Annotated in this window: 21 protein-coding genes; 16 read left to right on the top strand and 5 right to left on the bottom strand. The window is 61.5% G+C overall.

The genetic code is table 11. The features are described 5' to 3' along the window. Positions 1 to 70: 70 nt before the first annotated feature. From P0D71_RS03010 to P0D71_RS02970, 9 genes are all read left to right on the top strand, one after another. Complete coding sequence (locus P0D71_RS03010; RefSeq protein ID WP_408301681.1) at positions 71 to 1,483, top strand: aminotransferase-like domain-containing protein; 1,413 nt, start codon at positions 71 to 73, stop codon at positions 1,481 to 1,483. Positions 1,484 to 1,689: 206 nt separating this feature from the next. Next, the gene (locus P0D71_RS03005; protein WP_408301680.1) at positions 1,690 to 1,998 is read left to right on the top strand and encodes an EthD family reductase; all 309 of its coding nucleotides are present in this window, start codon (positions 1,690 to 1,692) and stop codon (positions 1,996 to 1,998) included. Positions 1,999 to 2,390: 392 nt separating this feature from the next. Next, complete coding sequence (locus P0D71_RS03000) at positions 2,391 to 3,107, top strand: FadR/GntR family transcriptional regulator (protein ID WP_408479245.1); 717 nt, start codon at positions 2,391 to 2,393, stop codon at positions 3,105 to 3,107. Positions 3,108 to 3,157: 50 nt separating this feature from the next. After that, a complete protein-coding gene (locus P0D71_RS02995; RefSeq protein ID WP_408479244.1) occupies positions 3,158 to 4,870 on the top strand; it encodes an IlvD/Edd family dehydratase in 1,713 nt (570 codons plus the stop codon). Positions 4,871 to 4,887: 17 nt separating this feature from the next. After that, the gene (locus P0D71_RS02990; RefSeq protein WP_408479243.1) at positions 4,888 to 5,805 is read left to right on the top strand and encodes a dihydrodipicolinate synthase family protein; all 918 of its coding nucleotides are present in this window, start codon (positions 4,888 to 4,890) and stop codon (positions 5,803 to 5,805) included. A 341-nt stretch (positions 5,806 to 6,146) separates the two neighbouring features. After that, positions 6,147 to 6,986 carry an ABC transporter permease subunit gene (locus P0D71_RS02985; RefSeq protein WP_408479315.1) on the top strand — a complete coding sequence of 280 codons (840 nt, stop codon included), beginning with the start codon at positions 6,147 to 6,149 and terminating at the stop codon, positions 6,984 to 6,986. Next, positions 6,983 to 7,726 (top strand): ABC transporter ATP-binding protein, encoded by a 744-nt coding sequence (locus P0D71_RS02980; protein WP_408184554.1) that lies wholly within the window; start codon positions 6,983 to 6,985, stop codon positions 7,724 to 7,726. The genes P0D71_RS02985 and P0D71_RS02980 overlap by 4 nt, the downstream gene beginning before the upstream one ends. Before the next feature lie 35 nt (positions 7,727 to 7,761). Continuing rightward, positions 7,762 to 8,766, top strand: coding sequence for an NrtA/SsuA/CpmA family ABC transporter substrate-binding protein (locus tag P0D71_RS02975; RefSeq protein WP_091792838.1), 1,005 nt, complete (start codon positions 7,762 to 7,764; stop codon positions 8,764 to 8,766). Positions 8,767 to 8,777: 11 nt separating this feature from the next. Further along, complete coding sequence (locus P0D71_RS02970) at positions 8,778 to 9,992, top strand: acyl-CoA dehydrogenase family protein (protein ID WP_408184556.1); 1,215 nt, start codon at positions 8,778 to 8,780, stop codon at positions 9,990 to 9,992. A gap of 48 nt (positions 9,993 to 10,040) precedes the next feature. Here the strand turns inward: P0D71_RS02970 and P0D71_RS02965 are convergent, their stop codons facing one another. Next, positions 10,041 to 11,102, bottom strand: coding sequence for an LLM class flavin-dependent oxidoreductase (locus P0D71_RS02965; RefSeq protein ID WP_408479242.1), 1,062 nt, complete (start codon positions 11,100 to 11,102; stop codon positions 10,041 to 10,043). Positions 11,103 to 11,520: 418 nt separating this feature from the next. On the opposite strand from P0D71_RS02965, the gene P0D71_RS02960 reads away from it, so the two are divergent. Then, the gene (locus P0D71_RS02960; protein WP_408479241.1) at positions 11,521 to 12,777 is read left to right on the top strand and encodes a cation:proton antiporter domain-containing protein; all 1,257 of its coding nucleotides are present in this window, start codon (positions 11,521 to 11,523) and stop codon (positions 12,775 to 12,777) included. A gap of 88 nt (positions 12,778 to 12,865) precedes the next feature. Here P0D71_RS02960 and phoU read toward each other — a convergent pair whose 3' ends face one another. Together phoU and P0D71_RS02950 are read right to left on the bottom strand one after the other, a co-directional pair. Then, positions 12,866 to 13,573, bottom strand: a complete 708-nt coding sequence (gene phoU / locus P0D71_RS02955) for a phosphate signaling complex protein PhoU (RefSeq protein ID WP_091800274.1) — start codon at positions 13,571 to 13,573, stop codon at positions 12,866 to 12,868. A 68-nt stretch (positions 13,574 to 13,641) separates the two neighbouring features. After that, the gene (locus P0D71_RS02950) at positions 13,642 to 14,082 is read right to left on the bottom strand and encodes a hypothetical protein (RefSeq protein ID WP_408184560.1); all 441 of its coding nucleotides are present in this window, start codon (positions 14,080 to 14,082) and stop codon (positions 13,642 to 13,644) included. Between the two features lie 401 nt (positions 14,083 to 14,483). Here P0D71_RS02950 and P0D71_RS02945 point away from each other — a divergent pair, with 401 nt between their 5' ends. After that, on the top strand, positions 14,484 to 14,681 hold the full coding sequence (locus P0D71_RS02945; RefSeq protein ID WP_091792833.1) for a DUF3562 domain-containing protein: 198 nt from the start codon (positions 14,484 to 14,486) through the stop codon (positions 14,679 to 14,681). A gap of 156 nt (positions 14,682 to 14,837) precedes the next feature. On the opposite strand, the gene P0D71_RS02940 is transcribed toward P0D71_RS02945, so the two are convergent. Next, positions 14,838 to 15,761, bottom strand: a complete 924-nt coding sequence (locus tag P0D71_RS02940; RefSeq protein ID WP_408479240.1) for a LysR family transcriptional regulator — start codon at positions 15,759 to 15,761, stop codon at positions 14,838 to 14,840. A gap of 104 nt (positions 15,762 to 15,865) precedes the next feature. Here P0D71_RS02940 and P0D71_RS02935 point away from each other — a divergent pair, with 104 nt between their 5' ends. Then, positions 15,866 to 16,609: an SDR family oxidoreductase gene (locus P0D71_RS02935; protein WP_408479239.1), complete on the top strand. Its 744-nt coding sequence runs from the start codon at positions 15,866 to 15,868 to the stop codon at positions 16,607 to 16,609. Between the two features lie 61 nt (positions 16,610 to 16,670). On the opposite strand, the gene P0D71_RS02930 is transcribed toward P0D71_RS02935, so the two are convergent. Further along, entirely contained in the window at positions 16,671 to 18,422 is a 1,752-nt protein-coding gene (locus P0D71_RS02930; protein WP_408479238.1) for an IlvD/Edd family dehydratase, read from the bottom strand. A 310-nt stretch (positions 18,423 to 18,732) separates the two neighbouring features. On the opposite strand from P0D71_RS02930, the gene P0D71_RS02925 reads away from it, so the two are divergent. The 4 genes from P0D71_RS02925 (at position 18,733) to arsH (ending at position 21,463) form a co-directional block, all read left to right on the top strand. After that, on the top strand, positions 18,733 to 19,065 hold the full coding sequence (locus tag P0D71_RS02925) for an ArsR/SmtB family transcription factor (protein ID WP_408479237.1): 333 nt from the start codon (positions 18,733 to 18,735) through the stop codon (positions 19,063 to 19,065). Positions 19,066 to 19,194: 129 nt separating this feature from the next. Continuing rightward, positions 19,195 to 20,280, top strand: a complete 1,086-nt coding sequence (gene arsB / locus P0D71_RS02920) for an ACR3 family arsenite efflux transporter (protein ID WP_408479236.1) — start codon at positions 19,195 to 19,197, stop codon at positions 20,278 to 20,280. Continuing rightward, entirely contained in the window at positions 20,277 to 20,699 is a 423-nt protein-coding gene (arsC, locus tag P0D71_RS02915; RefSeq protein WP_091792828.1) for an arsenate reductase (glutaredoxin), read from the top strand. Before arsB ends, arsC begins: the two co-directional genes overlap by 4 nt. Then, positions 20,699 to 21,463 (top strand): arsenical resistance protein ArsH, encoded by a 765-nt coding sequence (arsH, locus tag P0D71_RS02910; protein ID WP_408479235.1) that lies wholly within the window; start codon positions 20,699 to 20,701, stop codon positions 21,461 to 21,463. The genes arsC and arsH overlap by 1 nt, the downstream gene beginning before the upstream one ends. Positions 21,464 to 21,499 lie beyond the last annotated feature (36 nt).

Below are 21,499 nucleotides of genomic sequence, written 5' to 3'. Positions count from 1 at the left end.
CGTGGTATAGAATCGCCACACCTCCGCACAATTGCGGACAAAGCCAGTTTGTATGGAGACAGTTGATCTTATGGCTTCTGGCAAAGACGCAACCCGCGCCGCCAACGGCACGCCGGATCCGGCGAAGCGCTCGACTTACATTGAGGTGTCCAGTTCGATCGAGAAGGACATCCGCAGCGGCATCTATCCGCCCGGCAGCCGGCTGCCGCCGCAGCGGCAACTGGCGACTGATCTGGGCATCAACGTTTCGACGGTGTCGCGCGCGTACAAGGAATTGCAGTTGCGCGGGCTGGTGATCGGCAGCAAACGGCGCGGGTCGCTCGTGACGGGCGGGGCGATGCCGAGTGTCGAACCGGCGCAATCCGCGCAATCGGCGAGCAATGGCTTGATCGACCTCACCGTGAACCGGCCGGCGACGGGCGAATTTCTCGCGTGTCTGGCACGTACGTTGGCCGAGTTGCCGCGCGATCCGCGCTTTGCGCAATTGCAGGAATACCAGCCGCCGCAGGGCCCGGAATGGGCGCGCGCCGCTGGCGCCCGCTGGATGGCCGCGCCCGGCTTCACGCCGGATGCCGGCCAGGTGGTCGTGACGAGCGGCGCGCAGCACGGTTTGTATGCGGTGCTGAACAGTCTGATCGGCACGGACGGCGTGATCCTCGCCGACCGCCTCACCTACTATGGGTTGAAAGCGCTCGCGCCCGTGTTTCAGTTCGAGATCGTCGGCATTCCGAGCGACGGCGATGGACTGCTGACCGATGAAGTCGACGCCGCGTGCCGGCGCATGCCCGTGAAGGCGATCTTCACGGTGCCCAATCTGCAGAATCCGACTGTCACGACAATGAGTCTCGAACGCCGCATGGCGCTCGTGGATATCGCTCGCCGGCACGGCGTCGCGATCATCGAGGATGACGTGTATGGGCCGCTGGTATCGCAGCGTTTGCCGACGATCGCAAGTCTTTGTCCGGAACTGACCTTCCATATCGCGGCGACCTCGAAGATTCTCGCGCCTGGGCTGCGGCTCGGCTACCTGTCGAGTCCGCCGGACAGTTCGGCGCTGTGCGCAGAGGCCGTGCGCACGACCGCCTGGATGCCTGCGCCAATGTCGATGCTGATCGCGTCGATCTGGATCGAGGACGGCACTGCGCGCCACATCATGGACGCGCAACTCGCCGAGATTCGCGCGCGCCACGCGCTCGCACGGGAGTTGTTGCCGCAGGCGTTACTGCGCTCCGATCCGGCGTGCATGTTCGTCTGGCTCAAGTTGCCGCCGCCCTGGCGCGCCGATGATTTCGCCGCCAATGCAAAGGCGCGCGGGGTGGTGGTGATGCCTTCTTCGGCGTTCGCGGTGGATCGCTCGGAGATCGAGCACGGCGTGCGGATCAACCTTGCTTGCGCGTCGAGCCGCGATCAGCTTGTTAGTGCGTTGCGCTTGCTGGCTGGAACATTGAAGGATCGGCCGAGGGCGTTGTTCGGGACGATCTGAGGCGGGTCATCAATGCGAAGACACGTGAAAGCTTCGATGCGAATTCACAGCCGGCGTAGAATCCAAGCTGCATTCTCGACCGGGTAAAGTGGTTGTACACCCGACTCCGTATCAGTCTGACACGATCCCGGCCGCCGGCGGGTTGAAGCGCGAGACGCTCATTCCGCCGTGCACCGATCTTGCCGGGTGCACAAGGAGACATGACCATGGCAAAGCTCGTCGCGCTATACAAGACGCCGTCAAACACCGAGGCATTCGACGCACACTACTTCTCGAAACATGTGCCTCTGGCCAAGACGATATCCGGACTTCAGCGCTACGAAGTGAGTACCGGGCCGGTCGCGACCCCGCAAGGCGGCTCCCCGTATCATCTCGCGGCAATCCTGAGTTTCGATTCGATGGAATCCCTGCAACAGGCACTCAGTTCACCTGAAGGTAGAGCGACAGCGGGCGATCTGGCCAATTTCGCACAAGCCGGTGTCGAGCTTCTCGTATTCGACACTAAAGACGTTTAAACATTGGCCGGTGAGCAGGCTGCGCGCGAAGCATCGCGGCCAGCATGAATTTTGGCGCAGCGCGGCGGTGGATCAGCACTGCCGTCGCTAGCTAACCGCAGTTGCCCTCGGGACGACGCTCAATAAGAAGGACTCGCCGTCCTCGCCGGATTATCCATCCCTCGCGATTCAAACACCGAACCACGCTGGCGGCTGTCATTCGACACTGGTCACTGCACGTCCCCGCTCCTCTTGCCCAAGTCCGATGCGCTGCCATCGGCGATGCCAAACCCCACCTTTCCGCCTCAATATGTATGTCAATTAAATGCCAAATAGTGGCATAACCAAGGTCAATTTGAGCAGTCAGCCATTTTGTGCCAGTATATGTAATACATATTTAGCATGGAAAGAAGATGCTGAAGCTTCATGAGCCGATCGTGACGGAAATGATCGAGGCCATCGTGTCAGGGCGACACGCGCCGGGCGCCTCCCTGCCGAACGAGATCGATCTGGCCCAGGCGCGAGGGGTCAGCCGCACTGCAGCCCGTGAAGCCATGCAAAAGCTGCAGTCCCTCGGCCTGATCGAAGTGCGTCGACGCAAGGGGGCCAGCGTGCTGCCGCGCAGCAACTGGAATCTGCTGGACCCGACCGTACTCGACGCGGCCATTGCATATGCTACGGACGTCGACTTTTTCCAGTCCCTCATCGAGGTACGCCTGCTGATTGAACCGCGTGCCGCGGAACTCGCCGCACAACGCGCGAACGATCGGGATCTCGAACGGATTGGAGCCGCACTCGCTTCAATGGAGGCCGAGGCCGAAGGAACGCGGGGCCCTGGTTGGCGCGTTGCGGATCTGGCGTTCCACACCTCAATCATCGACGCAACGGGGAACTGGGTTTTGCGGCAACTGATCGTGACAATCGGAGCTGCGCTTGCCGCCGAGATCCGCGTGACGGGTCAGTACGCGGCGTCCCCTAAGGAATCCTTGCAACTGCACCGGAACGTCTTTGAAGCGATTCGCCGGCATCAGCCCACCGAGGCGCATGCCGCGATGACCTGGCTGCTCATCTCGACACAGCGCGAGCTTGACGCATTGAATCGCGATGGCAAATTCCGCTCGAGACAATAAGCAGCTAACTGAATATCAAACGGCACCCAACAAATGGATAGGGAGACGACATGCGCAAACTCCGCTCGCAAAGCTGGTTCGGCAGAAACGACAAGGATAGTTTCATACACCGTTCATGGATGAAGAACCAGGGCATTCCGCACGACGAATTCGACGGACGCCCGGTGATCGGCATCTGTAATACGTGGTCCGAACTGACGCCTTGCAATGCGCACTTTCGTGAGCTGGCGGAGTACGTGAAGAAAGGCGTGCATGAAGCGGGCGGCCTGCCGCTGGAATTCCCGGTGATGTCGCTCGGCGAATCGAATCTGCGCCCCACCGCAATGCTGTTTCGCAACCTCGCTTCCATGGATGTCGAGGAGTCGATTCGCGGCAATCCGATGGACGGTGTGATCCTGCTGGTCGGCTGCGACAAGACCACGCCGGCCCTGCTGATGGGAGCGGCTTCGTGCAATCTGCCGGCACTGGCGGTCTCCGGCGGACCGATGTTGAACGGCCGCTTTCGCGGCAAGAACATCGGCTCCGGCACGGGCGTGTGGCAGATGTCCGAGGAAGTGCGCGCCGGTACGATGACGCAGGAAGAATTCACCGAGGCCGAGTCGTGCATGAACCGCTCGCGCGGCCACTGCATGACGATGGGCACGGCGTCGACCATGGCCTCGATGGTCGAATCGCTCGGCATGGGCTTGCCGCACAACGCGGCGATTCCTGCCGTCGATGCGCGCCGTCAGGTGCTCGCGCATCTTGCGGGCCGGCGCATTGTCGACATGGTTCGCGAGGGTCTGACGATGGACAAGATCCTCACGCGTCAAGCGTTTGAAAACGCGATCCGCACGAACGCCGCGATCGGCGGCTCGACCAATGCAGTCGTTCACCTTATCGCGCTCGCGAAGCGCATTGGCGTGGAGTTGTCGCTGGAGGATTGGGAGCTCGGTTCGAACGTGCCGTGTCTCGTGAATCTGCAACCGTCGGGCGAGTATCTGATGGAGGACTTTTACTACGCGGGCGGCTTGCCGGCCGTGCTGAAGCAACTCGGCGAACAGGGATTGCTGCATAAAGAAGCGCTGACGGTGAACGGCAAGACGCTCTGGGACAACGTGCGCAACGCGCCGAATCACGACGAGAAGGTCATCACGACGTTCGCCGAGCCGTTCAAGCCGAAGGCCGGCATTGCGGTGCTCAAGGGCAACCTGGCGCCGAATGGCGCGGTGATCAAACCGTCGGCGGCGACCGCAGCGTTGCTCAAGCATCGCGGCCGCGCGGTCGTGTTCGAGAACATCGAGGAGTTGCACGCGAAGGTCGACGACGATTCGCTCGACATCGACGAGCATTGCATCATGGTGCTCAAGGGCGCGGGGCCGAAGGGTTATCCGGGCTTTGCGGAAGTCGGCAATATGCCGCTGCCGAAAAAGGTGCTGCAAAAAGGCATTACGGACATGGTGCGCATTTCGGATGGCCGCATGAGCGGCACGGCTTACGGCGCGGTGGTGCTGCACGTGTCGCCGGAAGCGGCCGCGGGCGGCCCGCTCGCGTTCGTGCAAACCGGCGACATGATCGAGCTGGACGTCGAGGCAAGGCGCCTGCATCTGGACGTCACCGACGAGGAACTCGCGCGCCGGCGCGCCGCATGGCAGGCGCCGGAAGCGCCCAAACGCGGCTACTACAAACTCTACGTCGAACACGTGCTGCAAGCCGACCAGGGCGCGGATCTGGATTTCCTGGTGGGATCGAGCGGTGCGCCGGTGCCGCGCGACTCGCACTGATCCTGAACTGGCAGCGGATGCTATCCATGACACCTGACACCCATTCTTCACCGAGCGGAATCTGGCCTGTCCTCTACGCCTTCTTCGACTCCCGCAACCAGTTGGATCGCGAAGCGCAAAGAATTCAGATCAACGCGACGATCGCGGCGGGCGCGCGGAGCATCGTCATACTCGGTCTCGCGACCGAGGTAAACCGGTTGACGCTCGAAGAGAAACATCGCCTGATCGACTGGGCCAGCGAAGACATCGCGGCACGTGTCCCGCTCGTCGTGACGATCACGGGCGACACCGTGGACGCGCAAGTCGCGCTGGCTAACTACGCAGTTGAGCGCGGTGCTTCCTGGCTGATCCTTCAGCCTCCGTCGATGCGCGACAAACCGGAGTCGTTCTATTTCGACTTCTTTGCCGCGGTAATGCAGCGCACACACGCCCCCGCAGGCATTCAGAACGCCCCGGAATATCTGGGCGTCGGCCTGTCAGCGGAATCGATTGTGACGCTTGCGAGTCAATGCCCCAACTTCCGCCTGCTTAAAGGCGAGGGACCGGCGACAACGATTCGGCACACCGTCGACCGGCTGCGCGGGCTCGGTCACACGTTACCGGTCTTCAATGGCAGAGGTGGGCAAGAACTTGTCGACAACCTGCGAGCCGGATGTGCGGGACTGATCGTAGCGCCAGACACCTTCGACCGGCAGGTCGCGATACACCGGGCATTCGCTAACGGACTCGAACAGGAAGCCGAAGCACTGTACGCCCAAACGTTGCCGGCTATCGTCTTTGTGATGCAGTCGCTCGACGCGCTCACGTGCTACGGCAAACGGATCGCCGCGTGGCGCATGGGCTTCGACGTGCAGCACGATCGCGGCGTCGCGCCGACGGCGTTTGGGCTGGAATGCGCGCGGCGCTTCGCAATACAGCTCGGTCCCTTCGGCTAACGAAAACCCGCACACGCCGGCTAGAAACGCCAACCTTCCGCCACTTACACCCGTACCGCGCAAACTTGCGCGGACCCTCGACAACGGCGTCATCACGCGCCAGGCATTGCCGCCCTCGAGCAATGCTTCAGAACTGAAAAGCAAAGCATAAGTAACTGTTTGTCATTGCCATGCGAATCGGCCTTTAATAACAAACTCGCCTTCGCGAGGCACCGCCTTTTGCCGATACAAATTCGCCGTCCGGATCGCTGGGCAAAATGAATCCGCCCTGAGGTGTGTTGACCCGTACTGGCTCCATCTCGGAGCAGTCCTTTTTCATGGCCTATCTGGGACCGACCGACATGGCTGATGTCACCTATTCACGCAACGGCTATGCCGCTTCGCCCCGGTTTTACCGAGGCGTTTCGAAACGCACGCTCTACAGGTGGCTTTCGTGGGCCGTTCCAGCACTCGTGCTCGTGCTGTGGCAAGTCGCGGCGCGCGTTGGACTGATTGCGCCACAAGTGCTCCCGGCTCCGAGCAGCGTTGCGGCAAGCGCGTTGGATCTGGCCAGAAACGGTGATCTCTTCATTCACCTCGGCGTGTCGCTATTGCGTGCCGCTACGGGCTTTGCAATCGGTGGAACGATTGGACTCGCGCTCGGCATTCTGGTCGGCTTCTCTCCGCTCGCTCAGGCGCTGCTGGATCGCTCGATCCAGATGGTGCGCGCAATTCCTTTCCTCGCGATGCTGCCGCTCGTCATCGTCTGGTTCGGCGTGGGCGAGGCGGCGAAAATCTTTCTGGTCGCGCTTGCCGTGCTCTTCCCCATCTACATCAACACCATGCTGGGCATTCGCCAGATCGATCCGAAGCTGATGGAACTCGCGAAGGTGATCGGCTTGAAGCGGAGCGCGGTCGTGCGGCGCATCATTCTGCCTGGCGCGATGCCGTCGATCCTGACGGGCGTGCGTTACGCACTCGCCCATGCCTGGCTCGCGCTCGTCATTGCGGAAACGCTTGCGACAACGAAAGGCATCGGCTTTCTGGCCATGGATGCCCGCGAATTCCTTCAGACCAACGTCATTCTGTTGACCATCATCATCTACGCGATCGTCGGCGTCGTGGCGGACGCGCTGGTGCGGCTGCTCGAAGCGCGTTTCCTCTCGTGGCACGCGAACTACGCCAAAGGAGCACGCCAGTGAGTCTCGATCTTGCACTGCCCCAGGATGCCGCCGTTCAGGCGCTCAATGAGGAACGGGTGAACCGCTCGCCGCTCGCCGTATCGGTGCGCGGTCTGCAACGCAGCTACGGCACGCGTGTCGTCATCGATGCGCTGGATCTCGATATCCGCGAAGGTGAATTTGTCGCGCTGCTAGGAGAAAGCGGTTGTGGCAAGACCACCCTGTTGCGTGCGCTGGCCGGGCTCGATCTACCCGACGCCGGCCAGATCCGTGCGCCCGAACGGCCTTCCGTCGTATTCCAGGAGCACCGCCTGCTGCCTTGGGCGACGCTCTGGGAGAACGTCGCGCTTGGTCATGAAACGACGATCGGCCGTGCGGGAGCGGCGCGTGCGTTGGCCGAAGTCGGGCTCTCCGGCCGGGAAGACGACTGGCCGCGCAATCTCTCCGGCGGTCAGGCGCAACGCGTGGCGCTGGCGCGCGGCCTCGTGCGCGATCCCGCGCTGCTGCTGCTCGATGAACCGTTCGCGGCGCTCGACGCGCTCACGCGCATCAAGATGCACGGACTCGTCAAGGAACTCGTCGCGCGCCATCACCCTGGCGTGCTGCTCGTCACGCATGACGTCGACGAGGCGCTCACGCTCGCCGACAGGATTCTTGTCATGCGCGCGGGGCGCATCGCGGCGTCCTTCCAACCCAACAACCACACGCCGCAGGCACTGCGGCCGATCCTGCTCGACGAGCTCGGCGTTCAGTCTCACTGAGCGCTTTTCCGCATGACTCCAAGGACCTGACGAGGATGAACGATTCTTTACTGAGCCGCCGCCAGTTGTTGCGCGCGGCGGGTGGCCTGCTGGCCGGCGCCGCCGCCGGCGGACTGTTTCCGGCTCGCGCCGCCGAGCCGCGCAAGCTGACCCGCAACACCGATACGGTTCGCGTCGGCTGGGGCTACGGCGCCCTGCCGGACATCGCCAAACAGCGCGGTGTGTTCGAAAAGACACTGGCTGCAAAGGGCATCAAGGTCGAATGGGTCGGGCCGTTCCCCAACCATGCGCCGTCGATTCAGGCGGTCGTCGGCGGCAGCGCGGATTTCGGCTTCTGGGGATCAACGACGCCGGCGCTGGCCGCGATGCTGGCCGGCTCCCCTCTCGTCTTCAACGCGTTCGACATCTATTCGCCGCGCTCGACCGCGATCATCGTGAAGAAATCGAGCGGTATCAATTCGGTTGCCGATCTCGTGGGCCGCAAGGTCGCGGTCAATCGTTCGGGACTGGGCGAATTCCTGTTGATTGCCGCGCTGGAGAAGCATCACATCGACCGCAGCAAGGTCGAGTTCGTCTACCTGAATCCGCCCGATGCCGCGCCGGCGTTTGCGCAAGGCGTAGTGGACGCGTGGTCGATGTGGTCGCCGGCCGTGGACATCGCACGCCATGCCAACGACGCGAAGGACATTTTCAACGAAGGACGCGACCTCGATTTCCTGATCGATTACAGCTCGCTCGTGACACGCCGAAAATTTACCGAAGAGAATTCCGAGCTGATTCGCGCGGTGATCGATGCGTACTACGTCGAAGGCGCGTGGCAGTCGGCACATTCCGCCGAATCCGAACAGCTCGTGCAGCAGGAAGCCAAATATCCGGATCAGGTGCGCGACTATCTGACGAGCCTGAAGCGCGTGAACCAATTCCACGAACCGGACGACGCCGCGTTCATCGCGCAGTTCCAACGTGCCGCCGATTGGCTCGCGGAACGCAAGATCATCAAGTCGCGAATCAAGGTCGCGGACTACAGCGTGAAGGTTTGATAGGACATACGATGGCAACCAGGCTCGTCTCACCCTTGTCCGCCACACTCGGTTTCGCCGATGCGCTAACCCATATCGCAGCGACCGCGGTCGAGCGGGAACGCAATCACCGTTTGCCGCACGAGGAGATCGCGACGCTCAAGGCGCTCGGCTTCGGCGCGCTGCGCCTGCCTGCGCAGGCCGGCGGCCGCGGTGTGTCGTTGAGCGAACTTTTCGTCGTGGCGCGCGACGTTGCGGCAGCGGATTCGAACATTGCTCACGCGTTCCGCAATCATCTGTGGCAAGTCGAAGCGGCGCTCAGACGCCGGGATCACCCGTTCCATGCACACGTTCTCGATCTGACGGGCAAGAACAAAACCGTTGGCCTCAGCTTCACCGACAGCGACGCCGTGGCGGCGGGCGCGCGTCCGAGCCAGGTGCTGAGCCGGCTCGAATGGGACGAAGCGCGCCGCGCGTATATCGGCTCTGGCGAGAAAGTCTACGCGACCGGCAACCTCTACAACGACGCATTCGTTGGACTCGCGGTGGAAAGCCGTGAGGGCCGAACCGTGCAATACGTGCTCGACCGGGGCCAGGGTGTCGGCAACGATGACGACTGGCAGGGATTTGGTCAGCGCCTGACGGGCTCGGGCACGGCGAAGTTTCATGCCGTGACGGTGCCCGCGGCGCATGTCTATCCGACAGACCCACCGCGAGGCGAAGAAGCGGCGCCGTGGGGCTACACCTTTCATCAGGTCTATCTGACCAACTGCATTGCAGGCATCGTGCGGCGGGTCGCGTTGGACGCCGTCGAGGTGTTGCGCGCACGCGGGCGCAACTTCTATCACGGCGACGCGGCGCATCCCAGCGACGAGCCGGTACTGCAAACGCTGCTTGGCCGGATTCGCGCCTACGCCGCCAGCGTCGAGGCAACCGCCGATCGTGCCGTAGCGGCGCTTCAGCGCACCTGGGACAGCTATGGCACAGCCGACGAATATGACACCACGCTCGCCGCCACGCTCTCGGCGGCGGAAGCCAAGGTCGTGATCGACGATCTCGCCCCGCAGATCGCCAGTTGGCTGATCGATCTCGGGTCGGGCTCGGTCGTATCTCGCGTGGGCGCGCTGGACCGGCATTGGCGCAACATCAAGGTGATTGCTTCGCACAATCCGCGCCTATACAAGGAGCGGTTGCTTGGGCAGAACCTCTTGACCGGACAGCTTCCGCCCACCGGCGCGTTTTTCTGATTGAACACCGGATCGCGCGCGTCGCGCGCGATCCGGAAACGGTTGCGCTCAGTTCGAAAGAAGCCGGCGAACCCGCGGCACGACCTCTTCCGCAAAGCTGCGCATGTCGGCTTCGAAAGGCTGGAACTGCAGCATGAAGAGTTCGATGCCCGCGCGATGAAACGCGGCAACGCGCTGCGCGACGGTGTCGTAATCGCCGACCAGCCCCGCGGCCGTGCCGCCATTCGAGCCGACACGCGGCGATTGCGCGAAGGTCTGGTGCATCACCGCTTTCGGATCGATATTGGCTTTCTGCCGCTCGCGCAGCGGCTTGTCCAGTTCGGCCAGCGCGAACAGATGCGCGAGATGCGCCTCTGCCTGCGCCTGTGTCTCGCGTGCGATCACGAAGGCCGACAGGCCGAAACGCAATGCAGCCTGCGCTGCGGGACGCGGACGGGCGGATACATCGGCGATCAGACGCGCGACCTCGTCGTGCGGCTGACCGTTGATGAACCACACGTCGCCGTGCGCCGCCACCAGTTCGCGCGCCGGCTCCGACTCGCCGCCGACATAAATACGCGGACGCGCGCGAAACGGATCAGCGGGACGCAACTGATATTCGTCGATACGAAAGTTGTCGCCGTGATGATTCACCACTTCGCCGCGCAACAGCGCCGCGACGACCTCGATCCATTCGCGGCCGTACGCGTAGCGTTCATCGTGCTCAGGAAAGCCAATGCCGGCACGTTCCAGCTCTGGACGATTCCACGCGTTCACCAGGTTGATCGCAAAGCGCCCGCCGCTGATGTGCTCGATCTGCTGAGCCATCTTCGCGAGCACGACCGGATGATAGAGATAAGGTTTGATCGCCGTGATGATCTCGATGCGCGACGTGAGTGCCGCCAATGCAGCAGACGCGGTCCATGCCTCGAGCTGGTCGAGCGAAGGATCATGCGGATTGACCGTGTGTTGGGCGACGAGCACCGAGTCGTAGCCGAGGCGCTCGGCCTCGAGTACAAGAGCCTTGTTGCGTTCCCATGAGGCGTCATAGGGTTCGGCGGGATCCTGCAGCGCGGCGCGGCTACCGTGCACGAGCGCCCAGACGCCGAAGCGTGGAAGTTTGACTGACATCGCTTTGATATGCGGGAAGGCGGAAGAGCAAAACGCCCATGCTAACCCTGCCCGCGCGCGCGGCCTTCCAATTTCTATCGATATGGAAGTGACGGAAAGGCATTAAGAAAGCGAGGCGCCTCGCTGCTGGCCAGGAAAACTCGGTTGCGATTGCATGGAGGCGGGACGCAACACGCCATCAGGTCAACCCCAGGACGCCCGCCACAAGTCGCTGCTCTCTACGCACTACCGCGCATTCCTTGATCTCCGGCAAATAACTGCGGCGTAAGCTGCCTAGGCTTAAACACAGGATGGGACTGCGTCTCCCGTCCATGCAGCGATCAGCGACAGCGGGTGCGCTTCCTGCCGACCAATACACCATGTTTGAAACGCAACACCCGGATGGCGGCACATCATCGGGTATTCGAAGGATTGGCCAATGTTACTGATCGCCGCATTCATTTCGCTCGTGTTCCTTTACAGTCTGGTGTCGCGAAGACTGGAGAAGACGGCTATCACCGCACCGATCCTGTTCACCGCAGCCGGCGCCCTGCTCGCGATTTTTCCTGAAGCAGCAACCGAGCTGGTGCTCGACCGTAAAGGCTTGCTCCTCGTTGCCGAGCTGGGGCTTGTCATGACGCTCTTCACGGACGCCTCACGCGTCAGCCCGGGGATGTTGAAGGGCCATACGAACCTGCCAGTCCGCCTACTGAGCATCGGCATGCTGCTAACGATCGTGCTCGGCGCGCTATGCGCGATGGTCGTTTTCCGAACGATTTCCTGGTGGGAGGCCGGCATTCTCGGCGCGATTCTCGCACCGACCGATGCCGGGCTTGGTCAGGTGATCGTCAACAGCGAGCTGGTGCCACAACGGATCCGTCAGGCGCTGAATGTCGAGGCAGGGCTCAATGACGGGCTCGCAGTCCCCTTCATGATGTTTTTCATTGCACTGGCGGTGGCGCAAGAGACCCACACTGGCGGCGCCGTGTTCGTCAGATTTGTCGTTGAGCAGCTCGGCTACGGAGCGCTTGTTGGACTCGTTATCGGGCTTCTAGGTGGCTGGCTGCTAGGCCTTTCGCGCCGCAAGAAGTGGATGGCCGAGCCGCTGGCCCAACTCGGTGTGGTGACGCTGCCACTCGCTTGCGTGCTGGCTTCGGACGCCGTCGGCGCGAGTATGTTCATCGCGGCTTTCGTGGCAGGACTCGCCACTCAAGTGGGCTTTAACGAGGTTGGCAAACATAGCGTCGAGTTTGCCGAAGATTGGGGCCAACTTTTCAACCTGTTCGTGTTCTTTCTCTTCGGTCTGGTCGTTAGCCGGGTGTGGGCGCACTTCAGTCTCGTCGTGGTGATCTACGGCGTACTGAGCCTGACATTGATTCGCATGGTGCCGGTAGCGATTGCGCTGATAGGCACGCACCTCAGCCGTCCGACCGTCTTGTTCATGGGTTGGTTCGGTCCGAGGGGGCTTGCGTCCATCGTCCTTGCACTGGTTTATCTCGAAGGAGAATTGAATCTGCCGGCCGAATCCATTATCAAACAAGCCGTCATGGCGACCGTGCTGTTCAGCATTTTTGCCCACGGGATCACAGCACTAGTGGGCACGCGACGCTACGCGAACGCAATTACTCCTTTGAGCAGCAGCGCGCCGGAGCATGAGACGGTCGCGCCCGCTGTGGAGTATGTTGAGGATGCCTGAGGCATCTAAGGCATAACCCGACAGCCAGATTGAATTGTCGAGCAAACGCATGATGGTTGAATCCAGCCCGACTATCAGCATCTCCGCCTTATCTGCCGTAGATTTCGTGCCCACGCTGCTTCCTATGCTCGTGGCGAATGTCGGTACCCCGAACGACATAGACGACGGATTCCGCGATGTTGGTGGCATGGTCGCCGATACGCTCGATGGATTTCGCAATCAACAGGTAGTCGAGCCCAATCCGGACTGTCCGGGGGTCTTCCTTCATGGAGGTGACAAGCTTGACTACGCCGGCCCGAAATTCGGCGTCGATGGCTTCGTCGTCGCGGACAATCTGTGCGGCCGCCGTTGCATCCATGCGCGCAAATGCGTTTAGCGCTCTGCGAAGCATCTGCGTGGCCATTTCCCCAGAAGTCTTGATTTCAGCGATATTGAGTTTCCACGCGCCCGCATCCACGGCGACGCGGCGAGTTCGCTTCGCTATCTTGCGTGCCTCGTCGCCAACACGCTCGAGGTTGGCCGCGCACTTCAACGTCGCCATCAGAAGGCGCAAGTCGGAGGCTGCCGGCTGCCGCCGGGCAATCACGTTGACCACTTCGTCGTCGATCTCTATTTCCATGAGATTGAGCCGGCGCTCAGCATCGCCAACATGCTCGATAAGCGCCAGATCGAACGATTTCAGCGCTTCCAGCACGCACGCTATCTGTGACTCGACCAGCCCGCCCATTTCGAGCAGCTTCGTGGAGACCCGAGCGAGTTCGGTATCAAACCTGCTTGAAAGATGCTTGTCTGGCATGATCTGCTCGACTAGGAGTGGCACATGCCGTGCCGGCGAGGGTTGCCCGCAGCACAGCAAGCGCCGCGTTACGATTTTGCGGGCCTACCGGTTTTGACTGTTTCGACAGCCGAAATCGCCTCAAGCAGGCGTTTCATTGATGCCGTCTCGAGCAGAACCAAGCCCGCTCGCAGAAGCTCACTCTTCTTCACCGACACGCCCGCGTCCAGGCACTTCTGTTTCAGTGCCGCAATCTTTTCATAGTCGGACTTCGGCATTGTGAAGCTGTCACGTACGACCTTCTCCTTCTTTTGACGCTGCGCTTTTTCCTCTACGGCTATCTCGATTGGTGTGGCTTCCTGCGGCACCACACGCTTTTGTTTCTTCGCCTTTGTCGGAGCAGCCCGAGTATCGGCGGCTACCGCTTCCGGCGCTTCCGCCTGCCTCTCCTCGGGTAGCGCATGGCCATTGGCATGCTTCGGAAAGTGAGAGGCCTTCTTCGTCGCCTTCCTGACGCGGGGTTCAATCATGGTCAACTCCAGATTTAACAAACGATATAAACAGTATATACCGTTTAAGAAATCTTTCCTGGCAGCAGGATGAATGGTCCCGACGCGCCGCATGAGCCGAAAACTGTCCACAGAATCTGTTCGCAAGGCTGTGGACAACACATGGGCAAGCTCGACAAGTCGTTGATAGGACAGCTTTTGTGTGACGCGCGCTATACACGGGCGAGGATCAGGCCCGGATGACTTTTTTACTATGGAGTAGGCACACCGCGTACTGGAAGATTGCTCAGTATGTTCAGACAAGTCGACGACAACTGACATGCGTCAACCATAGGCCGATTCAATTTGCGCGCAGGCCGGCAACGTCGTCTAATCGACTTCCGCTGGCTTGCATCCCTCTCTTTGAACGCCAGGAGCACGTAATGGCCGACCTCAACTTTGACGACGTCGTCAAGGCAATTGCATCTGACACCAACACCCCGACCGAGACCGTATCGAGGATGTACGCTGAGACGTGGGCCCAATACAGTGACGGGGCGCGCGTGCTGGACTATCTGACGGTTCTCGTCGCTAAACGCGTCCGCGAAAATCTGCGCGGAATCTCGCAAGACAGGCACTAGCCGACGGCCACAAGATCTACCTGAGCGTTTCGCGGCGCCCGACTTCCACAGGTGGTCTGTTGTTGAAGAAGACAGACCAGTTCGGCTCGACCGACTTTCGAAGTCATTCGGGCGCCTGTCGGCAAACCGTCATTCTGATTGATCAGTTTTCGTCTATTAGCGCGCGTCGAACTTAGACGCGTACTTCTGCCTTTTAAACGCGGCCGCCACGAACTCAATGAACACCCGCGTCTTTGCCGGAAGCAGTTTCTTGTTCGGGTAATAGAGCGAAATCGGACCCTGCTCGGCGTACCAGGCCGGCAGCAAACGCACCAGCGCGCCGCTCGATAGCCAGCGGAACGCGTGGGGCATCGGCAGGAACGCGACGCCGTAGCCGAGAATTGCCGCGTGCGCGATCGCCTCAGGGTCATCCAGGATGATGCGCGTTCGACACTCCGCCTGGCATTGTTCGCCAACCTGGTTCTTGAGCGTCCACACCCTGAGGCGTCCGGTCTCGGCCGAGCGACGCGCGATCCCATCGAATTGGCTGAGTTCCGACGGGTGTTTCGGCATCGTGCGGCTCGACATGTACGCAGGAGACGCGGCGACGATCACATGCGTGCGCGCAAGTTCACGCGCTACGATCCCCGGTGTCAGTTCTATTCCGCCGCCGATAGCCACGTCGAAGCCGCCGGCAATCAGATCGACAGGCCGGTTGTCAAAATGCCAGTCCGGTACGATCGCTGGATATAAATCGAGGAATTCGCCGAGCAGCGGCACCAGATACTCACGGCCGAATGCGAGTCCCAGGCTAACCTTGAGCGTCCCGGCCGGTTTTCCGTCTTGCGTGACGACATTGGCGAACGCATCCTGCAAGGCCGTAAAAGGCTGGGTGACGTCACTCAGAAACTGCTCGCCGGCTGCGGTCAGCGTGAGACTGCGTGTGCTGCGCTGGAACAGCCGCAGTCCAAGCGTCGCCTCCAGTCTCGCCACGTTTTTGCTGACCGCGGCCGGCGTCAGACCCAGTCGACGAGCCGCCGCGGAGAAACTCCCGTGCTCTGCGCTGAGAAGAAACGATTCGACCAGGTTGAGCGCTTCCATGATCATTTGATACAAATGGTTGAAAGAGATAGTCTAGATCACCCGCTACTCAAGCTTGAATGTCAGGACGATACTCCTTTCATCAACTCTTCTGGGAACACAACATGACTTCGAATCTGACTGGCAAAGTGGCGTTCGTGACCGGCGGCGGCCGTGGGATTGGCGCGGCGATCGTGCGGCGCCTCGCGCAAGACGGCGCAGCCGTGGCCTTCACCTACAAAGGCTCGGCGGCCACCGCCAATGCACTTGCTCAAAGCATTGCGGACCAAGGCGGACGAGCCATTGCGCTGCAGGCGGACGCCGGCGACGCCAGCGCTTTGACCCGCGCCATCGACGAGGCCGCTGCGAAGTTCGGCAAGATCGACATCCTCGTCAACAACGCAGGCGTTCTTTTGATGGGCCCGGTGGACAGCTTCTCGCTGGAAGACTTCGACACCACGCTCCAAGTCAACGTCCGGGCGGTGTTCGTCGCCATCAAGGCTGTTCTGCCGCATATGGGCAATGGCGGCCGTATCGTGAACATCGGTAGCTGCAATGCCGAGCGCATGCCGTTCGCCGGCGGCGCGGCCTATGCGATGAGCAAGTCCGCCCTGCAAGGGCTGGTTCAAGGGTTGGCCCGCGATCTCGGGCCGCGGGGAATTACGGTCAACAACGTTCAGCCGGGCCCGACCGATACGGATATGAATCCCGAGTCCGGCGACTTTGCCACTGCGCTGCACGGCCTGATGGCGATCCAGCGCCACGCGCATCCCGACGAAATTGCCGGCATGGTTGCCTATGTGACCAGCCCGGAAGCGGGATTCGTCACCGGCGCGAACCTGACCATTGATGGCGGCTTCAACGCCTAAGCGCACGAGGTGTTGCGCAACGAGCCGCCCCGCCCGTGTCCTACGGTGAGGGGCGGACTCGTTAGCCCTTCGGCGTCGTGCCGACACGCCTCGGCGCGCGCAAGAAATCGAAATCGACGCCCTGGTCGGCCTGTAACACGGTGTCGAGGAACAGCTTCTGATAGCCGCGCTCGGCAGTCGGCATATCGATGGGCGCGGCGGCCGCGCGGCGCGCCAGTTCGGTGTCCGATACGAGTAGCGCGATTTCACGGGCCGACACATTCAGCCGGATGCGGTCACCGTTCTGCACATGCGCCAACGGGCCGCCGACGGCCGCCTCGGGCGTCACGTGCAGCACGATGGTGCCGAAGGCGGTGCCGCTCATGCGCCCGTCGGATATCCGCACGATGTCCTTCACACCCGCGCGCGCGAGCTTCTTCGGGATGGGAATGTAGCCGGCTTCAGGCATCCCCGGTGCGCCTTTCGGGCCGATGTTCTTCAGTATCAGAATGTCGTCCGCCGTGACATCGAGATCGTCCGAGTCGATACGCTCAGCCATGTCCTTGACGTTCTCGAACACGACCGCGCGCCCCTCGTGCTGCATGAGCCGGGCATTGGCGGCCGATTGCTTGATGATCGCGCCGCGAGGCGCGAGGTTGCCCGTCAGAACGGCAATGCCGCCTTGCGGATAAATCGGGTCGGCGATGGTGCGCACCACGTTCTGCTCGAAGCCGGGGCCGGCCAGTTCGATCTCCTCGCCCAGTGTGCGGCCAGTCACCGTCATCGCATCGAGCTTGAGCAGCGGCTTGAGTTCGCGCAGCAACGTCGCCATGCCGCCGGCATGATGAAAGTCTTCCATGTAGTGCTGGCCGGATGGTTTCAGGTCCAGCAACACCGGCGTTTCGCGGCCCATGCGGTCCAGTGCCTGCAGATCGACATCCAGTCCCATGCGTCCCGCTATGGCGGTCAGGTGAACGATCGCGTTGGTCGAGCCGCCGATCGCCAACAACACGCGTATGGCGTTCTCGAATGCATCGGCGGTGAGGATCCTGTCGATGGTCAGGCCGCTCCGCGCCATCCGCACGGCCTGGGCGCCCGTCTCCTCCGCGATGCGGATACGGTCCGCGGTCACGGCCGGCGGCGATGCGCCGCCCGGCACGGTCATCCCCAACGCTTCGGCCACGCAAGCCATGGTGCTGGCGGTACCCATCACCGAACAGGTGCCCACGCTCGCCACCAGCTGGTTGTTCACGGCGGCGATTTCCTGGCTATCGATCTCGTCCGCGCGAAATTGTCCCCAGTAGCGCCGGCAATCGGTGCACGCCCCGACGCGCTCGCCACGGTGGGAACCAGTCAGCATGGAACCCGTGATCAGCTGGATGGCGGGAATGTTCGCCGATGCAGCGCCCATTAACTGCGCCGGCACGGTCTTGTCGCAACCGCCGATCAGTATGACCGCGTCCATCGGCTGGGCACGGATCATCTCCTCGGTATCCATCGACATCAGGTTGCGCAGGTACATGCTGGTCGGCTGCGAAAAACTCTCATGGATGGAAATGGTCGGGAAATCCATCGGCAAGCCGCCAGCCAGCATCACGCCGCGCTTGACCGCCTCGATCAATTGCGGCGCGTTGCCATGGCACGGGTTGTACGCGCTGCCGGTGTTGGAGATGCCGACTACCGGCCGATCCAGCGCTTCGTCCGTGTAACCGGCCCCTTTGATGAAGGCTTTGCGCAAGAACAGCGAGAAGCCGCTGTCACCATAGTTCGTGAGACCTTTGCGGATTCCGGTGGCCGGTGCGGTGAGCGATTCTTCTGGTTTGGTCTTGGACATGGAAACACCCGGCGAAAGAATGAGTGGCAATGGGGCCAGGCAGGTGCGGGAAGCGATGCTGCGCACCCGCGTGGCGGGACAACATTCACATTCATTATCGAAAATGCGGGACAACACAAGAATCCACTGTTGATATTTTCAAACAACAAAGAATTTTCTGGTCGGCGCGAGCGCTGCATCGAACCAGCGGTCCGCCACCGAGCGGGGTTGACCGCTCGCCTATCGAGCACCGCCACATGCCGCCTCATCCGGCCTCATCTTCATTTCAACAATACTTGAAATATAGAAACAAAACCTCTATCGTTACGGTATGGACTCATACCTCGTTGTACGCGCCTTGAGCGCGCTCGCCCATGAATCGCGCCTCGCGATCTTCCGGCTGCTGGTCGTAGCCGGCCCGGACGGCATGGCTGCCGGTGAAATCGCCCAGCAGCTCGGGCTTTCCCCTTCAAGCCTTTCGTTTCACCTGAAGGATCTGTCACATGCGGATCTTGTGACGCCGCGACAGGACGGACGGTTCGTCATCTACACGGCGAACTTTGACGCCATGACCGGTTTGATCGGCTTCCTGACCGAGAACTGTTGCGCGGGAGAGACCTGCGCGGCGAGCACTCTTCCAGGCTGCTGCGCAGACAAAGCATGAAGCGTCGCCGCAGCCCTATCGCGGTTGCGAATCTGAGTGACAACAGCCGGCTTTACCTTGCCCTGTTCGATCACAACGCGATTCAGACAGCAATCCCTGACGTTGGCGCCAGCCGTGTAGAGGAATTTAATGAGCAGCACTAATACAGCGGCCGGCGGCGAACGACCGGCTATCGGTTTTTTCGAGCGTTACCTGACGGTCTGGGTTGTGCTCTGCATCGTTGGCGGCATCCTCCTCGGCCAGCTGCTTCCCCTGCTCTTCCAGGCAATCGCCCGCATGGAAGTGGCGCAGGTCAATCTGCCGGTCGGCGCGCTGATCTGGGTGATGATCATCCCGATGCTGGTCAAGATCGACTTTGCGGCGATGTCTCAGGTCAAGAGCCAGTGGCGCGGCATTGGTGTCACGCTGTTCGTGAACTGGTTCGTCAAACCATTCTCAATGGCGCTGCTCGGCTGGATTTTCATCCGCCATGTGTTTGCGCCGTGGCTTCCCGCCGATCAACTCGACAGCTATATCGCAGGCCTGATCCTGCTGGCCGCCGCGCCCTGCACGGCGATGGTGTTCGTCTGGTCGCAACTCTGCAAGGGCGATCCGTATTTCACGCTTTCGCAAGTCGCCCTGAACGACTCCATCATGATCGTGGCTTTTGCGCCGCTTGTTGCGCTGTTGCTCGGTCTGTCCGCGATCACGGTGCCGTGGGATACGCTGCTCATGTCGGTCGGACTGTACATCGTGATCCCCGTGGTGCTCGCCCAGTTTCTGCGCCGGCATCTGCTGGCCCGGGGCGACGCGTATTTCCGCCAGGCGGTCGCACGCATGGGCCCCTATTCGATCAGCGCCTTGCTCGCAACACTCGTGCTGCTGTTTGCGTTTCAGGGGCAAGCGATCATCCGGGAGCCGCTCGTTATCGCCATGCTCGCGGTGCCGATCCTCATTCAGGTGTTCTTCAACTCCGGCCTTGCGTACCTGTTGAACCGCCGGCTCGGCGTCGCGCATTGTGTTGCGGGGCCGTCCAGTCTGATCGGCGCCAGCAATTTCTTCGAACTGGCCGTCGCCACGGCAATCAGCCTGTTCGGGTTTCATTCCGGTGCGGCACTCGCCACGGTGGTCGGTGTGCTGATCGAGGTGCCAGTGATGCTGTTCGTCGTCGGCATTGTCAACCGTTCTCAGCACTGGTACGAAGCGAAACACATCAGCAATGGGGAACCGCTATGAACGTCACGATCTATCACAATCCCGACTGCGGCACGTCGCGCAACACGCTAGCCATGATCCGCAATGCCGGGATCGAGCCGGAAATAATCGAGTATCTGAAGACCCCGCCTGAGCGGGAGACACTGAAGCAGCTCATTGCTCGCGCCGGCTTGACCGTACGCGCTGCGCTGCGCGAAAAGGGCACGCCCTACGCGGAACTGGGTCTGGGCGATGCATCCCTGAGCGATGAGCAGTTGCTCGACGCCATGCTGGAACATCCGATCCTGATCAACCGTCCGTTTGTGATTACGCCGCTTGGTGTGCGCCTGTGCCGTCCGTCCGAGGCGGTGCTCGATATCCTGCCCGCCGCGCAGCAGGGCTCATTCGCGAAAGAAGACGGCGAGCAGGTTGTCGATAGCGAAGGACGGAGGCTCCTTTAATGACGCAGGATCTCCCCAACGTCAGCGCGCCGCACCTCGACACGCCGGATCTGCGCAAGCTCGAACCGGGTACGGTTTCACAACATGCTCCACGAATCCTGCTGCTGTATGGCTCGTTACGCGCCACCTCATATAGCCGGCTTCTCACATTCGAAGCCGAACGCATCCTGCGCCATTTCGGCGCGGAAACCCGGGTTTTTGATCCACACGGTTTGCCGCTGGTGGACAGCGTGCCGGCCGACCATCCGAAGGTGGTCGAACTGCGCGAACTCTCGGAGTGGTCGGAAGGACAGGTCTGGTGCAGCCCGGAACGTCACGGCACCCTGACGGCCGTATTCAAGAACCAGATCGACTGGCTGCCGCTCGAAAGCGGCGGCGTTCGGCCAACGCAAGGCCGTACGCTCGCGGTGATGCAGGTGTGCGGCGGCTCGCAGTCGTTCAACGCCGTGAACGCGTTGCGCATTCTCGGCCGGTGGATGCGTATGGTGACCATTCCGAATCAGTCGTCGGTGGCGAAGGCCTGGCAGGAATTCGACGCAAGCGGCCGGATGAAGCCCTCGGCGTACTACGACCGCGTGGTCGACGTGATGGAGGAACTGTACAAGTTCACGCTGCTGGTGCGTGACAGGTCGAACTATCTGACCGATCGCTACAGCGAGCGGAAGGAAACACACCCGGAGCTTGCCACGACACTCGCAGCCGCCGCCATGAATCAGGAAGCAGCGACCGCCAATGCGGACACCGACGACAATGAAACGGAGTGATCGCGACGCCGGTCGGCGAGCTATCGCGGCCTGGGC

This window comes from Paraburkholderia sp. RL17-383-BIF-A (genome assembly GCF_046028015.1).
Lineage (GTDB): Bacteria > Pseudomonadota > Gammaproteobacteria > Burkholderiales > Burkholderiaceae > Paraburkholderia.
This window is presented reverse-complemented; position numbering and strand designations above follow the sequence as displayed.

Excerpts from the sequence above, each read along its gene's own strand:
- P0D71_RS02990 (WP_408479243.1), top strand. The coding sequence starts at position 4,888 with ATGCTATCCATGACACCTGACACCCATTCTTCACCGAGCGGAATCTGG.
- P0D71_RS02930 (WP_408479238.1), bottom strand. The coding sequence starts at position 18,422 with ATGTCCAAGACCAAACCAGAAGAATCGCTCACCGCACCGGCCACCGGA.
- P0D71_RS03000 (WP_408479245.1), top strand. The coding sequence starts at position 2,391 with ATGCTGAAGCTTCATGAGCCGATCGTGACGGAAATGATCGAGGCCATC.
- P0D71_RS03010 (WP_408301681.1), top strand. The coding sequence starts at position 71 with ATGGCTTCTGGCAAAGACGCAACCCGCGCCGCCAACGGCACGCCGGAT.
- P0D71_RS02950 (WP_408184560.1), bottom strand. The coding sequence starts at position 14,082 with ATGATTGAACCCCGCGTCAGGAAGGCGACGAAGAAGGCCTCTCACTTT.
- phoU (WP_091800274.1), bottom strand. The coding sequence starts at position 13,573 with ATGCCAGACAAGCATCTTTCAAGCAGGTTTGATACCGAACTCGCTCGG.
- P0D71_RS03005 (WP_408301680.1), top strand. The coding sequence starts at position 1,690 with ATGGCAAAGCTCGTCGCGCTATACAAGACGCCGTCAAACACCGAGGCA.
- P0D71_RS02935 (WP_408479239.1), top strand. The coding sequence starts at position 15,866 with ATGACTTCGAATCTGACTGGCAAAGTGGCGTTCGTGACCGGCGGCGGC.
- P0D71_RS02960 (WP_408479241.1), top strand. The coding sequence starts at position 11,521 with ATGTTACTGATCGCCGCATTCATTTCGCTCGTGTTCCTTTACAGTCTG.
- P0D71_RS02995 (WP_408479244.1), top strand. The coding sequence starts at position 3,158 with ATGCGCAAACTCCGCTCGCAAAGCTGGTTCGGCAGAAACGACAAGGAT.
- arsB (WP_408479236.1), top strand. The coding sequence starts at position 19,195 with ATGAGCAGCACTAATACAGCGGCCGGCGGCGAACGACCGGCTATCGGT.
- P0D71_RS02945 (WP_091792833.1), top strand. The coding sequence starts at position 14,484 with ATGGCCGACCTCAACTTTGACGACGTCGTCAAGGCAATTGCATCTGAC.
- P0D71_RS02965 (WP_408479242.1), bottom strand. The coding sequence starts at position 11,102 with ATGTCAGTCAAACTTCCACGCTTCGGCGTCTGGGCGCTCGTGCACGGT.
- arsH (WP_408479235.1), top strand. The coding sequence starts at position 20,699 with ATGACGCAGGATCTCCCCAACGTCAGCGCGCCGCACCTCGACACGCCG.
- P0D71_RS02985 (WP_408479315.1), top strand. The coding sequence starts at position 6,147 with ATGGCTGATGTCACCTATTCACGCAACGGCTATGCCGCTTCGCCCCGG.
- P0D71_RS02925 (WP_408479237.1), top strand. The coding sequence starts at position 18,733 with ATGGACTCATACCTCGTTGTACGCGCCTTGAGCGCGCTCGCCCATGAA.
- arsC (WP_091792828.1), top strand. The coding sequence starts at position 20,277 with ATGAACGTCACGATCTATCACAATCCCGACTGCGGCACGTCGCGCAAC.
- P0D71_RS02970 (WP_408184556.1), top strand. The coding sequence starts at position 8,778 with ATGGCAACCAGGCTCGTCTCACCCTTGTCCGCCACACTCGGTTTCGCC.
- P0D71_RS02940 (WP_408479240.1), bottom strand. The coding sequence starts at position 15,761 with ATGGAAGCGCTCAACCTGGTCGAATCGTTTCTTCTCAGCGCAGAGCAC.
- P0D71_RS02975 (WP_091792838.1), top strand. The coding sequence starts at position 7,762 with ATGAACGATTCTTTACTGAGCCGCCGCCAGTTGTTGCGCGCGGCGGGT.